Below are 17,483 nucleotides of genomic sequence, written 5' to 3'. Positions count from 1 at the left end.
TTCTACTAAAAAATCAGGCAGCATAAATTTTAAAAGTTCTATAGAAGTCATCAATAATTCTTATAAAGACAAAGTTCTTCTTTTTTTTTAAATATTTGCCCCCAGGTTTTGAGATTGATCCTTTTTTTACCAGCGTATTTTAGAACATTAAGCATAAGATATGAAAAAGCCGAAACTTTTTAGTATCGGCTTTTTCATGTTTATTGAATAAAACTAAGTTCGGTTTCTGATGTAATTTCAATTGGAGAGTGATTTTTTCTAAATAATTTAGCTGTAAGGCCTCCTTTTAAATTGATTTCGCCATTTTTTATTTCCAGCCAACTTCCTTCTTTTAATCCTAAAACCGGAAAATTGTTAAACTCATGGAATTCTTTTATTCTTGTTTCACGAGATTCTCCCATATGTGAGGATTGTTCGTCTTTATCTAAATAATGGACGTTTAAATTGAAAGGTATTAATCCTAGTGTTTGGAAACTTGGTGGGTAAATTATAGGCATATCATTGGTGGTTTGCATGCTAAGTCCGGCAATATTACTTCCGGCACTTGTACCTAAATATGGTGTCCCTTTTTCTAGCGTTTCTTTTAATACGGTCATGATTTTATGGTGATACAGTTGCTGAACCAGTAAAAAAGTATTTCCGCCTCCTGTAAAAATTCCATCTGCTTCTTTAATAGCTAAAGTCGGATTTTCAAATTCATGGATTCCTTTGACATTAATATTTATTTTGGCAAAAGCCAAAGCTGTTTTTTGAGTATATTCTTCATGAGTGATGCCGTTAGGTCTCGCATAAGGAATAAATAATATTGTTTTGCAATTTTTAAAATGCTGTCTTAACTCGGTTGATAAATATTCCAGGTAGTCACTTTTGTGTAAAGTTGAAGTGCTGGCTAAGAGTAAATTTTTCATTCGTATTATTTTTGAAATTAAAATTAATGATTGCTGGTTGAAAAGGTAGTGATTGTTAACAAATTTTTATCAGCTCCTTAGTAATAAATTGGGATAAGCTTAGATTAATTTTACCTTTTGAAATACAGTAAGATGCGTAAATTTATTGTCGCTTTTTTAATTTTATTTGTTGTTGTTTCTTTTGGTCAAAATAATACTTCTAATGACTTAAAAGGAAAAGTAAATGCGTATGTTTCAAACTTAGAGGGTATATATGTAATTAATTTGAAGACAGAGCAGACAGTTTTTACAAATGAGGTTGGGGATTTTGAGATAAAAGCCAGTGCTGGCGATACCTTAGTATTTTCAGGTTTGCAATTTAAACGAAAAGAAGTGGTGTTGTGTCCTGAAGATTTTGAAGGTAAAGTTTTAAATGTTCATTTGGTAGCTGTTGTTCATGAATTAAATGAGGTATTGGTTCGAAATTACAATAATATCAATGCTGTTTCTCTTAGGATTGTATCTCCCAATATTAGAACATACACTCCAGCTGAAAGGAAATACGCAACAGCTGCTTCGTATAAAATGAATCCTCTGGGTTTAGATCCGGTATTGAATTTAATTTCTGGGCGAACGGCTATGTTGAAAAAAGAAATTGCCGTTGAGAAGAAAGAATCTTACATGGCTTTGTTAGAAAAAATGTTTGGAAAAGAGCATTTTATTAATACGTTGCATCTTCCTGTTGATTATATAAACGGTTTTAAATTTTATGTGGTCGACAATCAAAAATTCACTAAAATTCTGGATACTAAGAATAAAACCTCAATTGAATTTTTGCTTGGAGAATTGGCTGTGAAATACAAAGAGATTATAGCGGTTGAGAATAAATAAAGTCGGTTAAATCTACAGTTAATTTTTGAAAATTGTATTTTATTCTTGTGTAAAAATCAGGAGTTGTTTAATTTTTGTGCAGTAAATCTTGTAACTTTACCTAAAAAGATTGTTTGTTTCTGTTTTGGAAAGTTTATTTCTAAATGGAACATTAATTTTTATTTCATTGATTTTAAAGTCGTAATAAAAATAGCTGTATATGGAAACTAAAATAATGCTTCTGTTTTTTATTCTATTCGGTCAGATTTCATGGGGTCAAATAGGAGCTAGAATAATTTTGCAAGGTCAGGTTAGGAATGATTTGGTTCCTGTAGAAAATGTTATTGTTTTTAATGCCAATTCAAATACGGGAACTTTAGCAAATCAATATGGTTCTTTTAAAATCCAGGCTAAAGCAAATGATACTTTAGTCATTTCAAGTTTGATGTTTAAGTCTAAAAAAATAGTGCTTAAAGCAAAGGATTTTATAGAATCAAAATTTGTAGTTGAACTAGATGTTTTTACAAATGAGTTAGCCGAAGTACTTGTTTTAGCGAAGAGGGAATTAAGTCCTATTGAAGGGAATACTCAGAAATATGTGGATTTGAAATATTTTGATGATGAAAAGTCATCACCAAAAAACAGGCTGTTGCCTCCAAACGGATCATTTGAAAATGGAGTGGATTTTGTTAGAATTTATAAAGATGTTATTGGAGTTTTAAGAAAAAATAATCCGCAAAAAACAGATTTCTATAAAGACACCAGTTTTTCAGAAGTGGTGATGAATAAAGTGAATTATTCCTTCTTTTCAAATACATTACATCTTAAGGATGATGAAATTAAATTGTTTTTGATTTATTGTGAAAATGATTCGAAATCAAGAGTGTTAATGCAACCAAATCAAGAGTTTAAGTTGATGGATTTCCTAATTACTAAAAATGAAGAATACAAAAAAATCACTCAGTATAGGTGAAATATTAGTGTGAGACACGATAATTTGTAAGTAGGAAGCTTGTCTTATTTTATGAAAAAATTAAAGGAAGACTTTTTTTAAATTTGGTATATTTGCCAAAAAAAAATACAGAATATGTTTGGTATTGGAGGAGGTGAATTAGTTTTTATAATGTTTGTGGTTTTGTTGTTGTTTGGTTCTGATAAGATACCAGAAATAGCACGTACTATGGGGAAAGCTATGGCGCAATTAAAAAATGCAACTAATGATATAAAGAACGAAATCCAAAAAGGTGCTGAAGAAAATGGTTTAGATGCAAAATCTTTAACTGAAATGACAGGTGGAATTAATACTCAAATCAATAAAGTAAAAGAAGATCTTCTAGGTGATTCAGTTGTTCAGGCAACAAAACTGAAGGAGGATATTGAAGATATTGCAGGTCCAGTAAAACGTAGTCTCTAATGTTAGAAAAGCTCCTTTCTTTAGATGTTAAGCTATTTGTTTATTTAAATGGGCTTGGTTCAGAGTCTTATGACGGACTTTGGCTTTTTATTACCAAGCAAACGCATTGGACTCCGCTTTTTTTGATTTTACTATATATTATTTATAAAAAAATAGGAGGAAAAAAAACACTTCAGGTATTGTTGTTTATTGCTGTTTTGGTTTTAATAACAGACCAATGTACAAATTTGTTTAAGTATGGATTTCAAAGATTACGTCCGTGTAATAATCCTGATATTCATTCCATTATCCGAATTGTAAAATCCTCAAAATCATTTAGCTTTTTCTCTGGACATGCAGCAAATAGTATGGCGGTGGCAATGTTTGTGTATCATTTATTAAAGCCTTATTTTAAGTATGCATTTTTATTGTTTTTATGGCCTTTGATTTTTGCTTATAGTCGTATTTATTTAGGGTTGCATTATCCTATAGATATTTTGTGTGGTTACCTTTTTGGTACAATGACAGGTTTAATTATTTACAGAATCTATCAATACACTCAAATTAAATATTTTCCGCTTTAATTTTTTAACAAAAGACATACAAAAAGCGCATATTCATTAGTTTTTTTGAATATGCGCTTTTCTATATAATTGATTATTTTTAAAGAATCCTACTCACTGTTAATCCATCACGAATTGGAAGTAAAACGGTTTCAACCCTTGGGTCATTTTTTAATAATTGATTGTATTCCAGTAAAACTTTAGTACTAATGTCTTTTGGATTAAGAGGTTCCAGAACTTTTCCGCTCCAAAGAACATTATCTGATAAAATGATACCGCCTTTGTTCATTCTTGGGACAATTAATTCAAAATAATTCAAATAATTTTCTTTATCGGCATCAATAAAAACCAGATCAAATTTGATGTCCAAAGTAGGTATGATGTCAATAGCTTCTCCTAAATGTTGCACAATTTGTTTGCCCCAAGGCGATTTATCAAAATGCTTTCTCTGAAAATCAACTAATTCTTCTTTGATGTCAATAGTATGTAAAACGCCACTTTCCTGCATTCCTTCGCATAAACATAAAGCCGAATAACCGGTGTAAGTCCCAATTTCAAGAATGTTTACTGGGCGTATCAGTTTTGATAGCATACTTAAAACCCGTCCTTGAAAATGACCACTTAACATTCTTGGTAGAAGAATTTTTTGATAGGTTTCTTTATTTAAAGCCGCTAATAATTCTGGTTCGTTTTCTGAATGTTGTTCAACGTAATCTTCGAGTTCTGGTGATATGAAATGCATTTTAGATCTTTTTTCAATTTTGAACAAAGTTATCAAATTATAAAAACAACACCTGAGCATTTATATGAATTGATGTTATAAATCAACAAATAGTGATTAAATTTGCAGCATGCAAATCGATAAAAAAGACATACGAGCCTTATCTAAAGAAGAATTACGCCATTTTTTTGTGGCTAATAAAGATAAAGCATTTCGCGGAAATCAGGTTTATGAATGGTTGTGGAGCAAAGGAGCTCACAGTTTTGAAGATATGACCAATATCTCAAAAGCTACCCGTAATATGCTGGAAGAACATTTTGTAATCAACCATATTAAGGTTGACACTATGCAGCGTTCGGATGACGGAACGGTTAAAAATGCAGTTCGATTGCATGATGGCTTGGTAGTGGAATCGGTTTTGATTCCAACAGAAACCCGTACAACAGCTTGTGTTTCCAGTCAGGTGGGATGTAGTTTAGATTGTAATTTTTGTGCAACTGCCCGTTTAAAAAGAATGCGTAATCTGGAACCAGCCGAAATTTACGATCAGGTGTTGGCTATTGACAGAGAAAGTCGCTTGTATTTTAATCATCCGTTGTCTAATATTGTTTTTATGGGAATGGGTGAACCATTGATGAATTACAATAATGTAATCAAAGCAATTGACATGATTACTTCGGAAGAAGGATTAGGGATGTCGCCTAAGCGTATTGTGGTTTCGACTTCTGGTATTCCAAAAATGATTAAGAAAATGGCTGATGATGAGGTAAAATTCAAATTGGCAGTCTCTTTACATTCTGCAATTGATGAGGTTAGAGCCCGTATTATGCCTTTCTCAAAAAACTTTCCATTAGCCGATTTACGTGAAGCATTGGAATATTGGTACAGAAAAACACGAAGTAAAGTTTCATACGAGTATGTAGTTTGGAAAGGAATTAATGACAACAAGGCAGCTGTAGAGGCATTGGTTAAGTTTTGTAAATATGTTCCTTGTAAAGTGAATCTGATTGAGTATAATCCTATTGATGACGGGGAATTTCAGCAAGCCTCTGAAGAAGCAATTAATGCTTACATCAAAGGATTGGAATCTATTGGTGTTGTTGTAAAAGTAAGAAGAAGTAGGGGAAAAGATATCGATGCCGCCTGCGGACAATTGGCAAATAAAGAAGCATAAAAACAATATTCAGATGCTAAATTGGCTTTTGTTTTATTCGAAAAACACTATATTTGAAACCTAAATGAATGTTACTTCTCAAATAAAACAGCCCATATTTAAAGAAATGGAACTTTTTGAAAAAAAGTTCTATGAATCAATGTCTTCTCAGGTGGCGTTGTTAAACAGAATTACGTATTATATCGTTAATCGCAAGGGAAAACAAATGCGTCCGATGTTTGTTTTTCTAGTGGCTAAAATGGTTTCGGAAGGAACAGTTAATGAAAGAACCTATCGCGGAGCATCGGTAATTGAATTGATTCATACAGCTACTTTAGTGCATGATGATGTAGTGGATGATAGTAACCGTCGTCGTGGTTTTTTCTCGATAAATGCACTTTGGAAAAATAAAATTGCTGTTTTAGTTGGCGATTATTTGTTGTCTAAAGGTTTGCTGCTCTCTATAGATAACGGTGATTTTGATTTGCTTCAAATTATTTCTGTCGCTGTTCGCGAAATGAGTGAAGGCGAATTATTGCAAATAGAAAAAGCTCGAAGATTAGATATTACCGAAGGAGTTTACTACGAAATTATCCGAAAAAAAACCGCTACATTGATTGCGGCTTGTTGTGCTTTAGGAGCCAAATCGGTTTCGGAAGATGCAGTTCAGGTAGAAAATATGCGCAAGTTTGGTGAATTAATAGGTATGGCTTTTCAAATAAAAGATGATTTATTTGATTATACCGATGATGCAATTGGAAAACCAACAGGAATCGACATTAAAGAGCAGAAAATGACTTTGCCTTTAATCCATGTTTTAAATAATTGTACTTCTAAAGAAAAATCCTGGCTGATTAATTCGGTTAAAAACCATAATAAAGATAAAAAGCGTGTCAAAGAAGTGATTGCTTTTGTCAAAAACAATAATGGTTTGGCCTACGCCGAAAATAAAATGATCGAATTCCAACAAGAAGCGTTACAATTGCTAGAGAATTACCCAGATTCTGAATTTAAAACGTCACTAACCATCATGGTTAATTACGTTATTGAAAGAAAAAAATAATATTAATTCGTTTTCTTAACTCCTTATTTTATTCGTTTTTTTGATTTTTAATTTATAAAATCTAAAATAAATTTACCTTTCATACAACCTTTTCGGGTTGTAAATCGTCTATGCTAATAGAAACACTTTATAAAAACTTTGAAAGTAATTAATTTACATCAGGATGAAAACGAACTAATCCGTTTAGCGGTCGAAAATAATCGACAGGCGCAACAACAGATTTATACTCAATTTTCTCCAAAAATGTTATCCGTTTGCCGTCAATACATAAAAGACATACATCAAGCCGAAGATATCATGATTACCGCTTTTATGAAGGTGTTTACTAATTTGAAAAATTTTCAGCATAAAGGAAGTTTTGAAGGCTGGATCAGGCGAATTATGGTAAACGAATGTATTTCTTTTATCCGGGTTCACAAAAAGCTGAAATATATTGAAGATGATTTGATTATTGGACAGGATGAAGAAAGTTTTAGTCCCATTGAGAGTCAGTTTTCAGTAGCCGATATTCAGTTTTTAATTGACAGCTTGCCGGATGGCTATAAAATGGTTTTTAATTTATATGCCATTGAAGGTTATAAACATCCGGAAATTGCCAAGATGTTACAAATTAATGAAGGGACTTCAAAATCGCAATTATCGCATGCCAGAAAGCTTTTGCAAAAACAGATTACAACTTTGAAAAATTATGAGTATGGAACCGAATAAATTTGAAAAGCAGTTCAGAACACAGTTGAATGCTCGGGAAATCCAGCCATCAGCAAATGCTTGGGATAAACTAGATGCAATGCTTTCGGCAACAGAAAAGCCAAAAACTAAATTTCCCTGGTTGTATGTAGCTGCAGGTTTTACTGCTTTGTTATTGATTGGCACAGCCTATTATGATTTGCAAAAAAATCCAATTGAGAATCAGGAAAATGGAGTGGTAATTAAGCATCCGGTAGCTCCTAAAACGGGAAGTGTAGTTGTGGATTATGTGGATTTAATAAAAGGTGAAAAAGAATCTAAAAAGAATGTTGTCCAACAATCAGTTTTAAAAAACAATCCATCTTATAAGTTGAAACAAGAAACAATTGCGGTTAAAAACAATCTTAATCAAGTGGATGATGTTGTAGTTATCAATCAAGAAGCAAGGCAAGAATCAATTTCCACACAAACCAATGCTGTTACAGTTGAAGAACTCTTAGCCAGAGTAGATAAATCGGCAAGAATGCGTAATAATCATGATTCAGAATTGAAAGTGCACGTCGATCCTAATCAGTTATTACAACAAATTGAAACCGATTTAGAGCCTACTTTCCGTCAAAAAGTTTTCAGTAAGGTAGCTGAAAATTATTCTAAAGTGAAGGAGGCAATTGTAAATCGAAACAAAGAATAAAATCATTAATTACATTTTAAATTCAATTATCATGAGAAATTTAAACGTTTACTTAGTGTTGTTACTATGTCTTTTTGTGAATGAAATATTAGGACAGGAAACATTTGAAAAACGAGCAAAAGATATTGCTTCAAGAATTGAAGCTATTACCAAAGAGGAAAAAGAAGCCTTGAAATCAGAAGTGGAGGCTCTTAATAATCAGTTGATAGACGGATCAATTACAAAAGATGATGCAGAGGCTAAAAAGAAAGTTTTGGCAGAAGTACGAGCAAGAAACATTGAATCCAGAGTGGCAAAAGAACAAGAAGCTTTAAACAATTTGGTTCAAGAAAAGGTTGATGGAAATATGAAATCAGACAAGGATTTTCATTTCTTACTGTTTCATACCTCTGATGGTAGAAACCATGAAAAATTTAAAAAACATAATGACTCTATCAAAAAATACAGTAGAACAGACTCTCAACTAGTTTTCGCTACAGGAGTTAATAATCTCTTAACAGATGGAGCAGTGGCGAATTCAAAATTTAGATATATGCAATCTCGTTTTTACGAATGGGGTTTGACGCTTAATTCAAGAATATTCCCTAATCACAATTTGTTGCATGCCAAATATGGTTTTTCTTTGATGTATAATGATTTACGTCCTACTGATAATCGTTATTTTGTAGTTAATGGCAATCAAACTGATTTAATGACTAATACAATCCCTCAAAAAGATGCTCGATTTAGAAATGTAAATTTGGTTTTTCCACTGCATTTGGAATTTGATTTTACTAAACCAACTGTAAAAGACGGTAAGACCTATTTTAAATCCCATAATAGTTTTCGTTTTGGTTTAGGCGGTTATTTTGGAGCTAATTTGAAGTCAAAACAAATCCTTGAATATGATCAAAATGATTATCATAGAATCGAAAAAACGCGAGGAGATTTTAACGTGAACACTTTTATTTATGGATTAAGTACTTATATAGGTTACAAAGCAACGAGTCTGTATTTAAAATATGATTTGAATCCTTTGTTTAAAGACAATCCTGTAAAGCAAAATAATGTTTCTTTAGGATTACGATTTGATTTTAATTAGACGTTGTGATTTAGCTATAGTTTTGAAGATGTGCTTCAGAAATGAAGCACTTTTTCATTTTAATAATCCAAAATTAACTTTGTATCTTTGACGCTTTCCAACTTTATCCTTTTAAAAATTGATTTCAAAAGCGACTATAGATACTGTTTTCGAAACTGCCCGCGTAGAGGAGGTTATTGGTGATTTTGTGCAATTAAAACGAGCCGGAAGTAATTTTAAAGGATTGAGTCCGTTTTCTGATGAGCGTTCTCCGTCGTTTATGGTGTCGCCGGCTAAAGGAATTTGGAAGGATTTTAGCTCGGGAAAAGGAGGGAATTCCGTTGCTTTCTTAATGGAGCATTCGCATTTCACCTATCCGGAGGCCATTCGTTATCTGGCTAAAAAATACAATATCGAAATTGAAGAAACCGAGCAAACAGATGCTGAAAAAGCCAATATGGATGCTCGTGAAAGTATGTATCTTGTTTCTGAATTTGCAAAAGACTATTTTCATAAAACTCTTTTAGATACTGAAGAAGGAAAAGCAATTGGACTTTCGTATTTTAAAGAAAGGGGATTTACTACCGATACGATTAAAAAGTTTAGTTTAGGATATTCGCCTGAAACCTGGGATGCTTTTACAAAAGAAGCTTTAGGTAAAGGATATAAGATGGAATTTTTAGAAGGAACAGGTTTGACTATTCCGAGGGAAGACCGTCCTTTTGACCGATTTAAAGGTCGCGTGATGTTTCCTATTCAAAGTATGTCCGGGAGGATTTTGGGTTTTGGAGGCCGAATTTTAACGAACGATAAAAAAGCAGCAAAATATTTAAACTCGCCTGAGAGTGAAATTTATCATAAGAGTAAGGTTTTATATGGAATTTTTCAGGCCAAGCAGTCTATTGCTAAGCTGAATAATTGTTATCTGGTTGAAGGATATACCGATGTAATTCAGTTCAATCAGGCAGGAATTGAAAATGTGGTAGCTTCTTCGGGAACTGCTTTGACTCCTGACCAGATTCGATTAATTAACCGATTGACCAGAAATATTACGGTACTTTTTGACGGGGATGCAGCCGGACTTCGGGCTTCTGTTCGTGGAATCGATTTGATTTTGGAGGAAGGGATGAATGTTAAAGTTTGTACTTTTCCTGATGGAGAGGATCCGGATAGTTTTGCCAAAAAAACACCGCATGACGATTTGGTAGCTTATTTAGAAAATAACGCCAAAGATTTTATCCAGTTCAAAGCTTCACTTTTGATGGATGAAGCTAAGAACGATCCTATCAAAAAAGCCGATTTGATTCGGGATATGGTAGGAAGTATTTCTAAAATTCCAGATCGAATTCAGCGCGAGGTTTATATTCAGGAATGTTCCCGTATTATGGATATTTCAGAGCAGGTGCTTACGAGTACTTTAGCTCAGTTGATTCAAAAAGATGTTGCTGATGCTGCTAAAAAGCAAAAGCAAGAACAAAAACCATTTGAAGTTCATAGAAATCAAAATCCAAATAATGTTGGCTATGCAGGAGGAGATCCTGAAGATCCTCGATTTGGACCTCCAGAGGATTATCCGGGAGAACCAAGTTTTCAAAGTGAACCTTCAGGGAAAGTAGATGTATTATATCGTTTAGAACGTAAAATAATAGAGATTTTACTTCTCTATGGAAATAAAACGGAAGAGTTTGAAGATGTTTTGATGAAAACTAATGAAGAAGGTGAAATAGTCAATGTAACTGAGATGAAATCCTATAAAGTTTTTCAGCGCATTTATTTAAGTTTACAAGAAGATGAGGTTGAGTTAGCAAATCCTTTGTTTCGTGGGATTTTTAATGACTTGATTAATTATTATTTACAAAACGAGAAATTCAGTTTAGAGCAGTATTTGATGCAACTGTCTCCAGATTATGCTCAGGAAGTTACAGATATTTTAATGGAAGATGAACGTTTGGTAATGCATAATTGGGAGGGACAGAATATTTTTCCTAAGACCAAACAGGAAACGGTTGCCCAAAATGTTTCAGAAACTATTCTAACCATGAGATGGTACTTGGTGGGGCGAATTATTGAGGAATTAAAAAACTCCATATCTCCTGATCAGGATAATATGGAGTCTTTGATGATGATAAGAGACTATAACGAACTGACTCGTGCTTTTTCTAAAAAACTCGGTCGAGTTATGTCTCGTTTCTAGATTAAACGATTTCTAAACTTTTAGCTTTGTTTACTAAATCAACTAAGTTTGTAACATTTAATTTTGTTAATAAACGTAGTTTGTAAGTACTAATAGTTTTTTCGTTAAGGCCTAAAATTTCTGCGATTTCGTGGTTTTTCTTTCCACCACTTAAATAACGTAAAACTTCTACCTCACGGTTAGATAATTTACGGTACAAACGCTCGCTTTTGCTTTGTTTTGCAATCAAAGCCAGGTTTTTCTTAACTGTTTCGTTCATGATAATTTTACCTTGGTGAACCTTAATGATAGATTGTCCCAAAGTTTCCAGTTTTTCTTTTTTATGAACATATCCAGACACACCTGCTTTAATTGCATTTGGTGCATAAATTTGTTCAGAAAGTCCACTGAAAATCATGATTTTAGTTTTTGGAAAATCTTTTAAAAGCGATTTTACCTCGAAAATACTTGAAAGTCCTTCAAGTTCTAAGTCTAAGATTAGGATATCAATTTCCTTTGTCAAAAGGATATCTCTAATCATCAAAAAACTACCAACATTGGCAGCAATTGATATGTCTGCATGGTCCTTGAAATAGGACTTTACTCCAAAATGTACTACCGGAAAATTATCGGCAAGACAAACTTTAATCATAATTCTTTTTTTTTAGGGTTGTTGTTTTTGTATGAATTCTATAATAAAAATAGTCAAAAAAAATATATGAAGCTACTTTTTATAGATAAAATCGTATTAATTCCGATTAATTGCACAAACTGGTATAGGATTCATCTTGTGCTTGTTATTGTTGTTGAGTCTTTTGTAGATTTTAAAGACTTCTTTTTCTCTTTCGGAGTAGTTTTCTGATGAGTTATTGTTTTCATCTTCGAGCATAGCCCATTCTAATTCGTCGTAGGAAGCACCTAATTGTTGTTCGTCTGTTTTTTCATCCCCAAACAAACCATCCGAAGGTTGTGCGGTTAAAATGGATTCAGGAACCTGTAAATATGCAGCTAAAGCAAAAACATCTGATTTCATCAAATCGGCAATCGGGCTTAAATCAACTCCTCCGTCACCGTATTTAGTGTAAAAACCAACACCAAAATCTTCTACTTTGTTTCCTGTTCCGGCTACTAAAAGACCATGGACTCCGGCATGATAATATAAAGTAGTCATTCTTAATCGGGCACGGGTATTTGCAAGAGTCAGGTTGAGTTTGTTTTCTTCAAAATTGGTAGGAACTTCTTTTTTGAAAGCTTCAAAAACAGTTGTTAAGTCAGTATGGATGCTGCTAACGTTAGAAAAACGTTTTTTAAGTTGTGCTATATGTTCCTGAGCACGGCTTACATGACTTTGATGTTGATGAATAGGCATTTCTACACATAAAACCTGAAGGCCGGTTTGAGCACATAATGTTGAGGTAACAGCAGAATCAACTCCTCCAGAAACTCCCACAACAAAACCATTTACTTTTGAAGTTTCGGCATAAGATTTTAGCCAGTTCACAATTTGGTTGTTTACTTCTTCAACTTTAATGGTGCTTTTTTTACTCATAATAATTCAAATTTTAGCTATCAGGGACGTATCTTTGCGCAGGATTTTTAGGTAATGTGTTGATTGTCCTGTTATAATGCTGCAAATTTAATTAAAATAAAATGAAAACATATGTAATTTCCTTAGTACTATTGTTCTTTTTTTTCTCTTGTGACAAAAAAAATAATAAAATGAAAGCTGTTGAAGCTGTTCCTTTAGATATTGAGGTGATTCGTTTTGATAAAATTTTCTTCGAAACTGCCCCTAAGGACTTGTCTAAAGTTAAAAAAGAGTTTCCTTTTTTCTTTCCTCAAGGAAATGATGATAGCGTTTGGTTAGATAAAATGCAAAATCCTTTATGGAGAGAATTGTATGCAGAAGTTCAAAAGAAATTTTCAGATTTTAATCCCTATAAAGCAGAGCTAGTTGATGTTTTAAAACGAATTAAATATAACTTTCCTAAAGTCCAAATTCCTAAGAAAGTATATACGGTTATTTCTGAAATGGATTATACTAATAAAGTAATCTATGCTGATAGTTTGATGATTGTTTCTTTAGAAATGTATTTAGGTAAGGAGCATAAATTTTATCAGTTTCCTAATTATATCAAACAGAATTTTGAACCAAGGCAGTTGTTGCCGGATGCTGTGGAAGCTTTTGCCAGAAAGCAAGTTATGCCAAGTCGGGAAAATAATTTTTTAGCAGCGATGATTTATGCCGGTAAAGGCTTGTATCTTAAAGATGCGCTTTTGGATGAAGAATATACCGATGAAGAAAAAATGGGATATACATTGGAGCAGTTAAAGTGGTGTCAGGAAAATGAAAGTTATATTTGGCGTTATTTTATTGAAGGACAATTGTTGTATGATGATGACTCCAAATTAAACCCGCGATTTATAAGTCCTGCGCCATTTTCTAAATTTTATTTAGAAATCGATAATGAATCTCCGGGAAGAGTAGGTGCTTGGATAGGATGGCAAATTGTTCGTTCGTATATGAAAAATAATGAAGTATCTTTGCCGCAATTAATGAAAACACCAGCAAAAGAAATTTTCGAAAAATCAAATTATAAACCTAAGAAATAATGTCAAATACACATAAATCAGAAATTAATTTTCTAGTAGAATTAGATGAAAACCGTATTCCGGAAAAATTATATTGGACGGCAAAAGACGGCGGAGTAGAAATGGAAGAGTCAAAAGCGATCATGTTATCGGTTTGGGATAGTAAGGCGAAAGAAAGCATGCGTATCGATTTGTGGACCAAAGATATGCCGGTGGATGAAATGAAGATTTTCTTTCATCAAACTTTAGTAGCTATGTCGGATACTTTTCATCGTGCTACGGGTGATGAAAAAATGTCGGCCACTATGAAAGATTTCTGTGAGTATTTTGCAGAAAAATTAGAGTTGACACAATAATACTCAAGTTAGGGGGTAAAACTCTAATAGCAAAAATCCCAAATTCCAACAATATAACAACTGGAATTTGGGATTTTTTGTATTTTATTTTTGGGATTTGGAATTTCTAAAATTGGAGTTTAAAACCCGCTGTTGTTTTTAAAAATTTCCTGATTTACTTCGTCGATGTAGTTTAAAAGTTCTTCTTTTCCTGTTCCTTCCGAAGAAGAAGTAATAAAATAGGGAGGAATCTCAGCCCAGTTGTTTTTGAACATTTGTTTTTTGTAAGCAGCAATATGGGAGTCGATTTTGGTCTTGCCAATTTTATCAGCTTTGGTGAAAATAATGCAAAAAGGAATTTCGCTTTCACCCATATAACTCATGAATTCGATATCAATTGCCTGAGCTTCGTGACGAATATCGATTAAAACAAAGGCGCAGGCAAGCTGTTCTCTTTTTTCAAAATAATCGGTAATAAATTGCTGAAAAACCGATTTGGTTTTCTTAGAAACTTTAGCATATCCATAACCCGGTAAATCGACTAAGAACCAGTTTTTGTTGATTAAAAAATGATTAATTAGTTGGGTTTTTCCAGGTCTTGAAGATGTCTTTGCTAAATTTTTGTTGTTAGTCAACATGTTGATTAATGATGACTTTCCTACATTGGACCTGCCTATAAAAGCATATTCCGGCAAGAAGTCTTTAGGACATTTGCTTACTTCGGAGTTGCTGATAATAAATTCGGCGGTATTGATTTTCATTTTATATTTTGTTTAAAAAAGGCTTATAAATTTGTTTTTTTAAGCCATTCTTCCAGTAAATTATTGAATTCGTCCGGATGTTCCATCATGGCTGCGTGTCCGCATTTATCTATCCAGTATAAAGTAGAATTTGGTAATAATTTATTGAATTCGGTTGCTACATCTGGAGGAGTAACTTTGTCATTTTTTCCCCAAATAATGCAAGTTTGCACATGCATTTTTGGTAAATCCTTAGCCATATTATGACGGATTGCGCTTTTAGCAATCGTCAAAGTTTTAATTAATTTGATGCGGTCATTTACTGTTGCATAAACTTCATCAATTAATTCTGGAGTAGCTATTTTAGGGTCGTAAAATACGTCTTCTGCTTTTTTCTTAATATATTCATAATCGCCTCTTTTAGGATAACTGTCACCCATGGCGCTTTCGTAAAGTCCTGAACTGCCTGTTATTACAAGTCCAGCTACTTTTTCAGGATACATCTTAGTATGGTATAATGCAATATGTCCTCCTAGAGAGTTTCCTAAAAGAATTACGCGGTCAAAACCTTTAAAAGTGATAAAATCTTTGACGTATTTTGCAAAGGCCTTTACATTGGTTTTTAGTAAGCTTTGGGTGTATATAGGTAAATCCGGAATTACAATTTTATATCCCTTGTCAGAGAAGTAACTGGCAACGCCATCAAAATTGCTTAAGCCTCCCATTAAGCCGTGTAATATGACAATAGGAGTACCTTCGCCAGCCTCATAATAGCTGTATTTGCCTTCTTTTTTATAGTTTTTGTCCATGCGTTTTGAATGCGAATTTCAATTTCGACAAATATAGGATTTAATCAGTTAAAAAGACTTTATGAAAAGATTTTTTGAAGATAAATTCTTGGTTTTACTCGGTTTTTGATGATTCTTGCTTCTTAAGTTGTTCAGTGGAGGGGCTTTTTTGGGGTCATTTCTAAGGTTTTTCAAGTAAATAATGGTTTGTTTTTTTGTGTGTTTTTTTGATTTGAATTTGTTTCAGTGTTCGAATTGATATTTGGGTTAATATTCTGATAGTCTAAAAATTAGGGGTTTTGGGGGTGAAGTGGGGAAACTTATCAACAAAGTGGTAAAAAGTGGTAAAAGGTGGTAAAATTTTTTATATTTTTGCTCAGTATCATTTAATGAAGATTCTTTTGAATGCAATTGTAGGGACATATGAATGTAAAGTCGATGCCAAAGGAAGGGTTTTGTTACCTTCTCCTTTGAAAAAGCAATTGGCTGCTTCACTTCAGGACGGATTCGTTTTGAAGCGTTCGGTGTTTCAGCCATGTTTGGAGTTGTATCCAATGGAAGAATGGAATTTGATGATGCAAAAAATCAATAAGTTAAATCGATTTGTGAAGAAGAACAATGACTTTATCCGCAAGTTTACAGCTGGAGTTAAAGTGGTTGAGATTGATGCTTTAGGACGATTATTGGTTCCAAAGGATTTGGTGAGTTTTGCTAGTATTGCTAAAGATGTTGTTTTTTCATCAGCAGTGAATATTGTGGAAATTTGGGATAAAGAGTTGTATGAAAAGTCGATGGATGATGGAGTTGATTTTGCAGATTTGGCCGAAGAGGTAATGGGTAATATAAATGATGAGGACAATGGAATATCATAATCCGGTTTTACTTAAGGAAACAGTAGATGGCTTAAATATTAAGCCTGATGGTGTTTATGTAGATGTGACTTTTGGTGGAGGTGGTCATTCCAGAGAAATATTAAGACGTTTAGGTCCTAATGGGAAATTATTTGCTTTTGATCAGGATGAAGATGCTTTAGCAAATGCTATTGATGACGAACGTTTTGTTTTGATTAATGAGAATTTTAGATATATTAAACGTTTTTTACGATTCTATGGAGCGAGAACCGTGGATGGAATTCTTGGAGATTTAGGCGTTTCTTCGCATCAGTTTGATGTGCCTGAGAGAGGTTTTTCAACCCGTTTTGATGCAGGATTAGACATGCGAATGAGTCAAAAAAACGATCTTAATGCTTATAAGGTTGTTAATGATTATGATGATGCTAATTTAAGACGTGTGTTTTATGATTATGGTGAGTTGAAAAATGCACCTGCTTTGTCAAGAACGATTATCGAGGCCAGACAACACCGACCAATAAAAACTACTGATGAGTTAAAAGAAGCTTTAGCTAAATATTTGCCTGAAAAAGTACGTAATAAAGTTTTGGCTCAAATTTATCAGGCTATCCGTATTGAGGTAAATCAGGAAATGGATGTTTTGAAAGAATTTTTAGAGCAATCTTTAGAAATTCTGAATCCGGGAGGAAGATTAAGTGTGATTTCCTATCATTCCTTAGAAGACCGTTTGGTGAAGCGATTTATGAAAAACGGAATGTTTGAAGGAGAACCGGAACGTGATTTTTATGGGAATTTTTCAGTTCCATTTAAATTGATAGGAAAATTGATAGTTCCTTCTGATGAAGAAATCAAATTGAATAACAGAGCAAGAAGTGCTAAACTTAGAATTGCCGAAAAAATATAATAAACAACAATA

At 33.1% G+C, this 17,483-nt stretch carries 20 protein-coding genes; 14 read left to right on the top strand and 6 right to left on the bottom strand.

The genetic code is table 11. The features are described 5' to 3' along the window. Positions 1 to 200: 200 nt before the first annotated feature. A complete protein-coding gene (gene pepE, locus AAEO59_RS14150; RefSeq protein ID WP_341701400.1) occupies positions 201 to 908 on the bottom strand; it encodes a dipeptidase PepE in 708 nt (235 codons plus the stop codon). Positions 909 to 1,040: 132 nt separating this feature from the next. On the opposite strand from pepE, the gene AAEO59_RS14145 reads away from it, so the two are divergent. The 4 genes from AAEO59_RS14145 (at position 1,041) to AAEO59_RS14130 (ending at position 3,734) form a co-directional block, all read left to right on the top strand. After that, positions 1,041 to 1,778 (top strand): hypothetical protein, encoded by a 738-nt coding sequence (locus AAEO59_RS14145; RefSeq protein WP_341701399.1) that lies wholly within the window; start codon positions 1,041 to 1,043, stop codon positions 1,776 to 1,778. Positions 1,779 to 1,977: 199 nt separating this feature from the next. Next, complete coding sequence (locus AAEO59_RS14140) at positions 1,978 to 2,730, top strand: peptidase associated/transthyretin-like domain-containing protein (RefSeq protein ID WP_341701398.1); 753 nt, start codon at positions 1,978 to 1,980, stop codon at positions 2,728 to 2,730. Between the two features lie 114 nt (positions 2,731 to 2,844). Continuing rightward, positions 2,845 to 3,171: a Sec-independent protein translocase subunit TatA/TatB gene (locus AAEO59_RS14135; RefSeq protein ID WP_341701397.1), complete on the top strand. Its 327-nt coding sequence runs from the start codon at positions 2,845 to 2,847 to the stop codon at positions 3,169 to 3,171. Further along, positions 3,171 to 3,734, top strand: a complete 564-nt coding sequence (locus AAEO59_RS14130) for a phosphatase PAP2 family protein (protein WP_341701396.1) — start codon at positions 3,171 to 3,173, stop codon at positions 3,732 to 3,734. Before AAEO59_RS14135 ends, AAEO59_RS14130 begins: the two co-directional genes overlap by 1 nt. Before the next feature lie 79 nt (positions 3,735 to 3,813). Here AAEO59_RS14130 and AAEO59_RS14125 read toward each other — a convergent pair whose 3' ends face one another. Beyond that, entirely contained in the window at positions 3,814 to 4,455 is a 642-nt protein-coding gene (locus tag AAEO59_RS14125; protein WP_341701395.1) for an O-methyltransferase, read from the bottom strand. A 109-nt stretch (positions 4,456 to 4,564) separates the two neighbouring features. Between AAEO59_RS14125 and rlmN the strand changes: the two genes are divergently transcribed. From rlmN to dnaG, 6 genes are all read left to right on the top strand, one after another. Beyond that, a complete protein-coding gene (rlmN, locus tag AAEO59_RS14120) occupies positions 4,565 to 5,608 on the top strand; it encodes a 23S rRNA (adenine(2503)-C(2))-methyltransferase RlmN (RefSeq protein WP_341701394.1) in 1,044 nt (347 codons plus the stop codon). A gap of 64 nt (positions 5,609 to 5,672) precedes the next feature. Further along, positions 5,673 to 6,650, top strand: a complete 978-nt coding sequence (locus tag AAEO59_RS14115; RefSeq protein ID WP_341701393.1) for a polyprenyl synthetase family protein — start codon at positions 5,673 to 5,675, stop codon at positions 6,648 to 6,650. Positions 6,651 to 6,788: 138 nt separating this feature from the next. Continuing rightward, positions 6,789 to 7,358 (top strand): RNA polymerase sigma factor, encoded by a 570-nt coding sequence (locus AAEO59_RS14110; protein WP_341701392.1) that lies wholly within the window; start codon positions 6,789 to 6,791, stop codon positions 7,356 to 7,358. Further along, positions 7,345 to 8,028, top strand: coding sequence for a hypothetical protein (locus AAEO59_RS14105; RefSeq protein WP_341701391.1), 684 nt, complete (start codon positions 7,345 to 7,347; stop codon positions 8,026 to 8,028). The genes AAEO59_RS14110 and AAEO59_RS14105 overlap by 14 nt, the downstream gene beginning before the upstream one ends. 31 nt (positions 8,029 to 8,059) lie before the next feature. Further along, positions 8,060 to 9,109: a hypothetical protein gene (locus AAEO59_RS14100; RefSeq protein WP_341701390.1), complete on the top strand. Its 1,050-nt coding sequence runs from the start codon at positions 8,060 to 8,062 to the stop codon at positions 9,107 to 9,109. Positions 9,110 to 9,227: 118 nt separating this feature from the next. Continuing rightward, the gene (gene dnaG / locus AAEO59_RS14095) at positions 9,228 to 11,282 is read left to right on the top strand and encodes a DNA primase (RefSeq protein ID WP_341701389.1); all 2,055 of its coding nucleotides are present in this window, start codon (positions 9,228 to 9,230) and stop codon (positions 11,280 to 11,282) included. Between the two features lies 1 nt (position 11,283). On the opposite strand, the gene AAEO59_RS14090 is transcribed toward dnaG, so the two are convergent. Together AAEO59_RS14090 and nadE are read right to left on the bottom strand one after the other, a co-directional pair. Further along, positions 11,284 to 11,913, bottom strand: a complete 630-nt coding sequence (locus AAEO59_RS14090; protein WP_341701388.1) for a response regulator transcription factor — start codon at positions 11,911 to 11,913, stop codon at positions 11,284 to 11,286. A gap of 96 nt (positions 11,914 to 12,009) precedes the next feature. Then, positions 12,010 to 12,810 (bottom strand): NAD(+) synthase, encoded by an 801-nt coding sequence (nadE, locus tag AAEO59_RS14085; RefSeq protein ID WP_341701387.1) that lies wholly within the window; start codon positions 12,808 to 12,810, stop codon positions 12,010 to 12,012. Between the two features lie 101 nt (positions 12,811 to 12,911). On the opposite strand from nadE, the gene gldB reads away from it, so the two are divergent. Continuing rightward, on the top strand, positions 12,912 to 13,874 hold the full coding sequence (gldB, locus tag AAEO59_RS14080; RefSeq protein ID WP_341701386.1) for a gliding motility lipoprotein GldB: 963 nt from the start codon (positions 12,912 to 12,914) through the stop codon (positions 13,872 to 13,874). After that, on the top strand, positions 13,874 to 14,209 hold the full coding sequence (gene gldC, locus AAEO59_RS14075; protein WP_341701385.1) for a gliding motility protein GldC: 336 nt from the start codon (positions 13,874 to 13,876) through the stop codon (positions 14,207 to 14,209). The genes gldB and gldC overlap by 1 nt, the downstream gene beginning before the upstream one ends. A gap of 119 nt (positions 14,210 to 14,328) precedes the next feature. Here the strand turns inward: gldC and yihA are convergent, their stop codons facing one another. Continuing rightward, positions 14,329 to 14,949 carry a ribosome biogenesis GTP-binding protein YihA/YsxC gene (gene yihA / locus AAEO59_RS14070; RefSeq protein WP_341701384.1) on the bottom strand — a complete coding sequence of 207 codons (621 nt, stop codon included), beginning with the start codon at positions 14,947 to 14,949 and terminating at the stop codon, positions 14,329 to 14,331. A 23-nt stretch (positions 14,950 to 14,972) separates the two neighbouring features. Beyond that, positions 14,973 to 15,737 (bottom strand): alpha/beta fold hydrolase, encoded by a 765-nt coding sequence (locus AAEO59_RS14065; RefSeq protein ID WP_341701383.1) that lies wholly within the window; start codon positions 15,735 to 15,737, stop codon positions 14,973 to 14,975. A gap of 380 nt (positions 15,738 to 16,117) precedes the next feature. Between AAEO59_RS14065 and mraZ the strand changes: the two genes are divergently transcribed. Both mraZ and rsmH read left to right on the top strand, forming a co-directional pair. After that, a complete protein-coding gene (gene mraZ, locus AAEO59_RS14060) occupies positions 16,118 to 16,588 on the top strand; it encodes a division/cell wall cluster transcriptional repressor MraZ (RefSeq protein WP_341701382.1) in 471 nt (156 codons plus the stop codon). Further along, positions 16,563 to 17,471 carry a 16S rRNA (cytosine(1402)-N(4))-methyltransferase RsmH gene (rsmH, locus tag AAEO59_RS14055; RefSeq protein WP_341701381.1) on the top strand — a complete coding sequence of 303 codons (909 nt, stop codon included), beginning with the start codon at positions 16,563 to 16,565 and terminating at the stop codon, positions 17,469 to 17,471. The genes mraZ and rsmH overlap by 26 nt, the downstream gene beginning before the upstream one ends. Positions 17,472 to 17,483: the final 12 nt, after the last annotated feature.

The organism is Flavobacterium flavipallidum (assembly GCF_038289905.1).
Classification (GTDB): domain Bacteria; phylum Bacteroidota; class Bacteroidia; order Flavobacteriales; family Flavobacteriaceae; genus Flavobacterium; species Flavobacterium flavipallidum.
This window is presented reverse-complemented; position numbering and strand designations above follow the sequence as displayed.

Excerpts from the sequence above, each read along its gene's own strand:
- pepE (WP_341701400.1), bottom strand. The coding sequence starts at position 908 with ATGAAAAATTTACTCTTAGCCAGCACTTCAACTTTACACAAAAGTGAC.
- AAEO59_RS14145 (WP_341701399.1), top strand. The coding sequence starts at position 1,041 with ATGCGTAAATTTATTGTCGCTTTTTTAATTTTATTTGTTGTTGTTTCT.
- AAEO59_RS14140 (WP_341701398.1), top strand. The coding sequence starts at position 1,978 with ATGGAAACTAAAATAATGCTTCTGTTTTTTATTCTATTCGGTCAGATT.
- AAEO59_RS14135 (WP_341701397.1), top strand. The coding sequence starts at position 2,845 with ATGTTTGGTATTGGAGGAGGTGAATTAGTTTTTATAATGTTTGTGGTT.
- AAEO59_RS14130 (WP_341701396.1), top strand. The coding sequence starts at position 3,171 with ATGTTAGAAAAGCTCCTTTCTTTAGATGTTAAGCTATTTGTTTATTTA.
- AAEO59_RS14125 (WP_341701395.1), bottom strand. The coding sequence starts at position 4,455 with ATGCATTTCATATCACCAGAACTCGAAGATTACGTTGAACAACATTCA.
- rlmN (WP_341701394.1), top strand. The coding sequence starts at position 4,565 with ATGCAAATCGATAAAAAAGACATACGAGCCTTATCTAAAGAAGAATTA.
- AAEO59_RS14115 (WP_341701393.1), top strand. The coding sequence starts at position 5,673 with ATGAATGTTACTTCTCAAATAAAACAGCCCATATTTAAAGAAATGGAA.
- AAEO59_RS14105 (WP_341701391.1), top strand. The coding sequence starts at position 7,345 with ATGGAACCGAATAAATTTGAAAAGCAGTTCAGAACACAGTTGAATGCT.
- AAEO59_RS14100 (WP_341701390.1), top strand. The coding sequence starts at position 8,060 with ATGAGAAATTTAAACGTTTACTTAGTGTTGTTACTATGTCTTTTTGTG.
- AAEO59_RS14090 (WP_341701388.1), bottom strand. The coding sequence starts at position 11,913 with ATGATTAAAGTTTGTCTTGCCGATAATTTTCCGGTAGTACATTTTGGA.
- nadE (WP_341701387.1), bottom strand. The coding sequence starts at position 12,810 with ATGAGTAAAAAAAGCACCATTAAAGTTGAAGAAGTAAACAACCAAATT.
- gldB (WP_341701386.1), top strand. The coding sequence starts at position 12,912 with ATGAAAACATATGTAATTTCCTTAGTACTATTGTTCTTTTTTTTCTCT.
- gldC (WP_341701385.1), top strand. The coding sequence starts at position 13,874 with ATGTCAAATACACATAAATCAGAAATTAATTTTCTAGTAGAATTAGAT.
- yihA (WP_341701384.1), bottom strand. The coding sequence starts at position 14,949 with ATGAAAATCAATACCGCCGAATTTATTATCAGCAACTCCGAAGTAAGC.
- AAEO59_RS14065 (WP_341701383.1), bottom strand. The coding sequence starts at position 15,737 with ATGGACAAAAACTATAAAAAAGAAGGCAAATACAGCTATTATGAGGCT.
- rsmH (WP_341701381.1), top strand. The coding sequence starts at position 16,563 with ATGATGAGGACAATGGAATATCATAATCCGGTTTTACTTAAGGAAACA.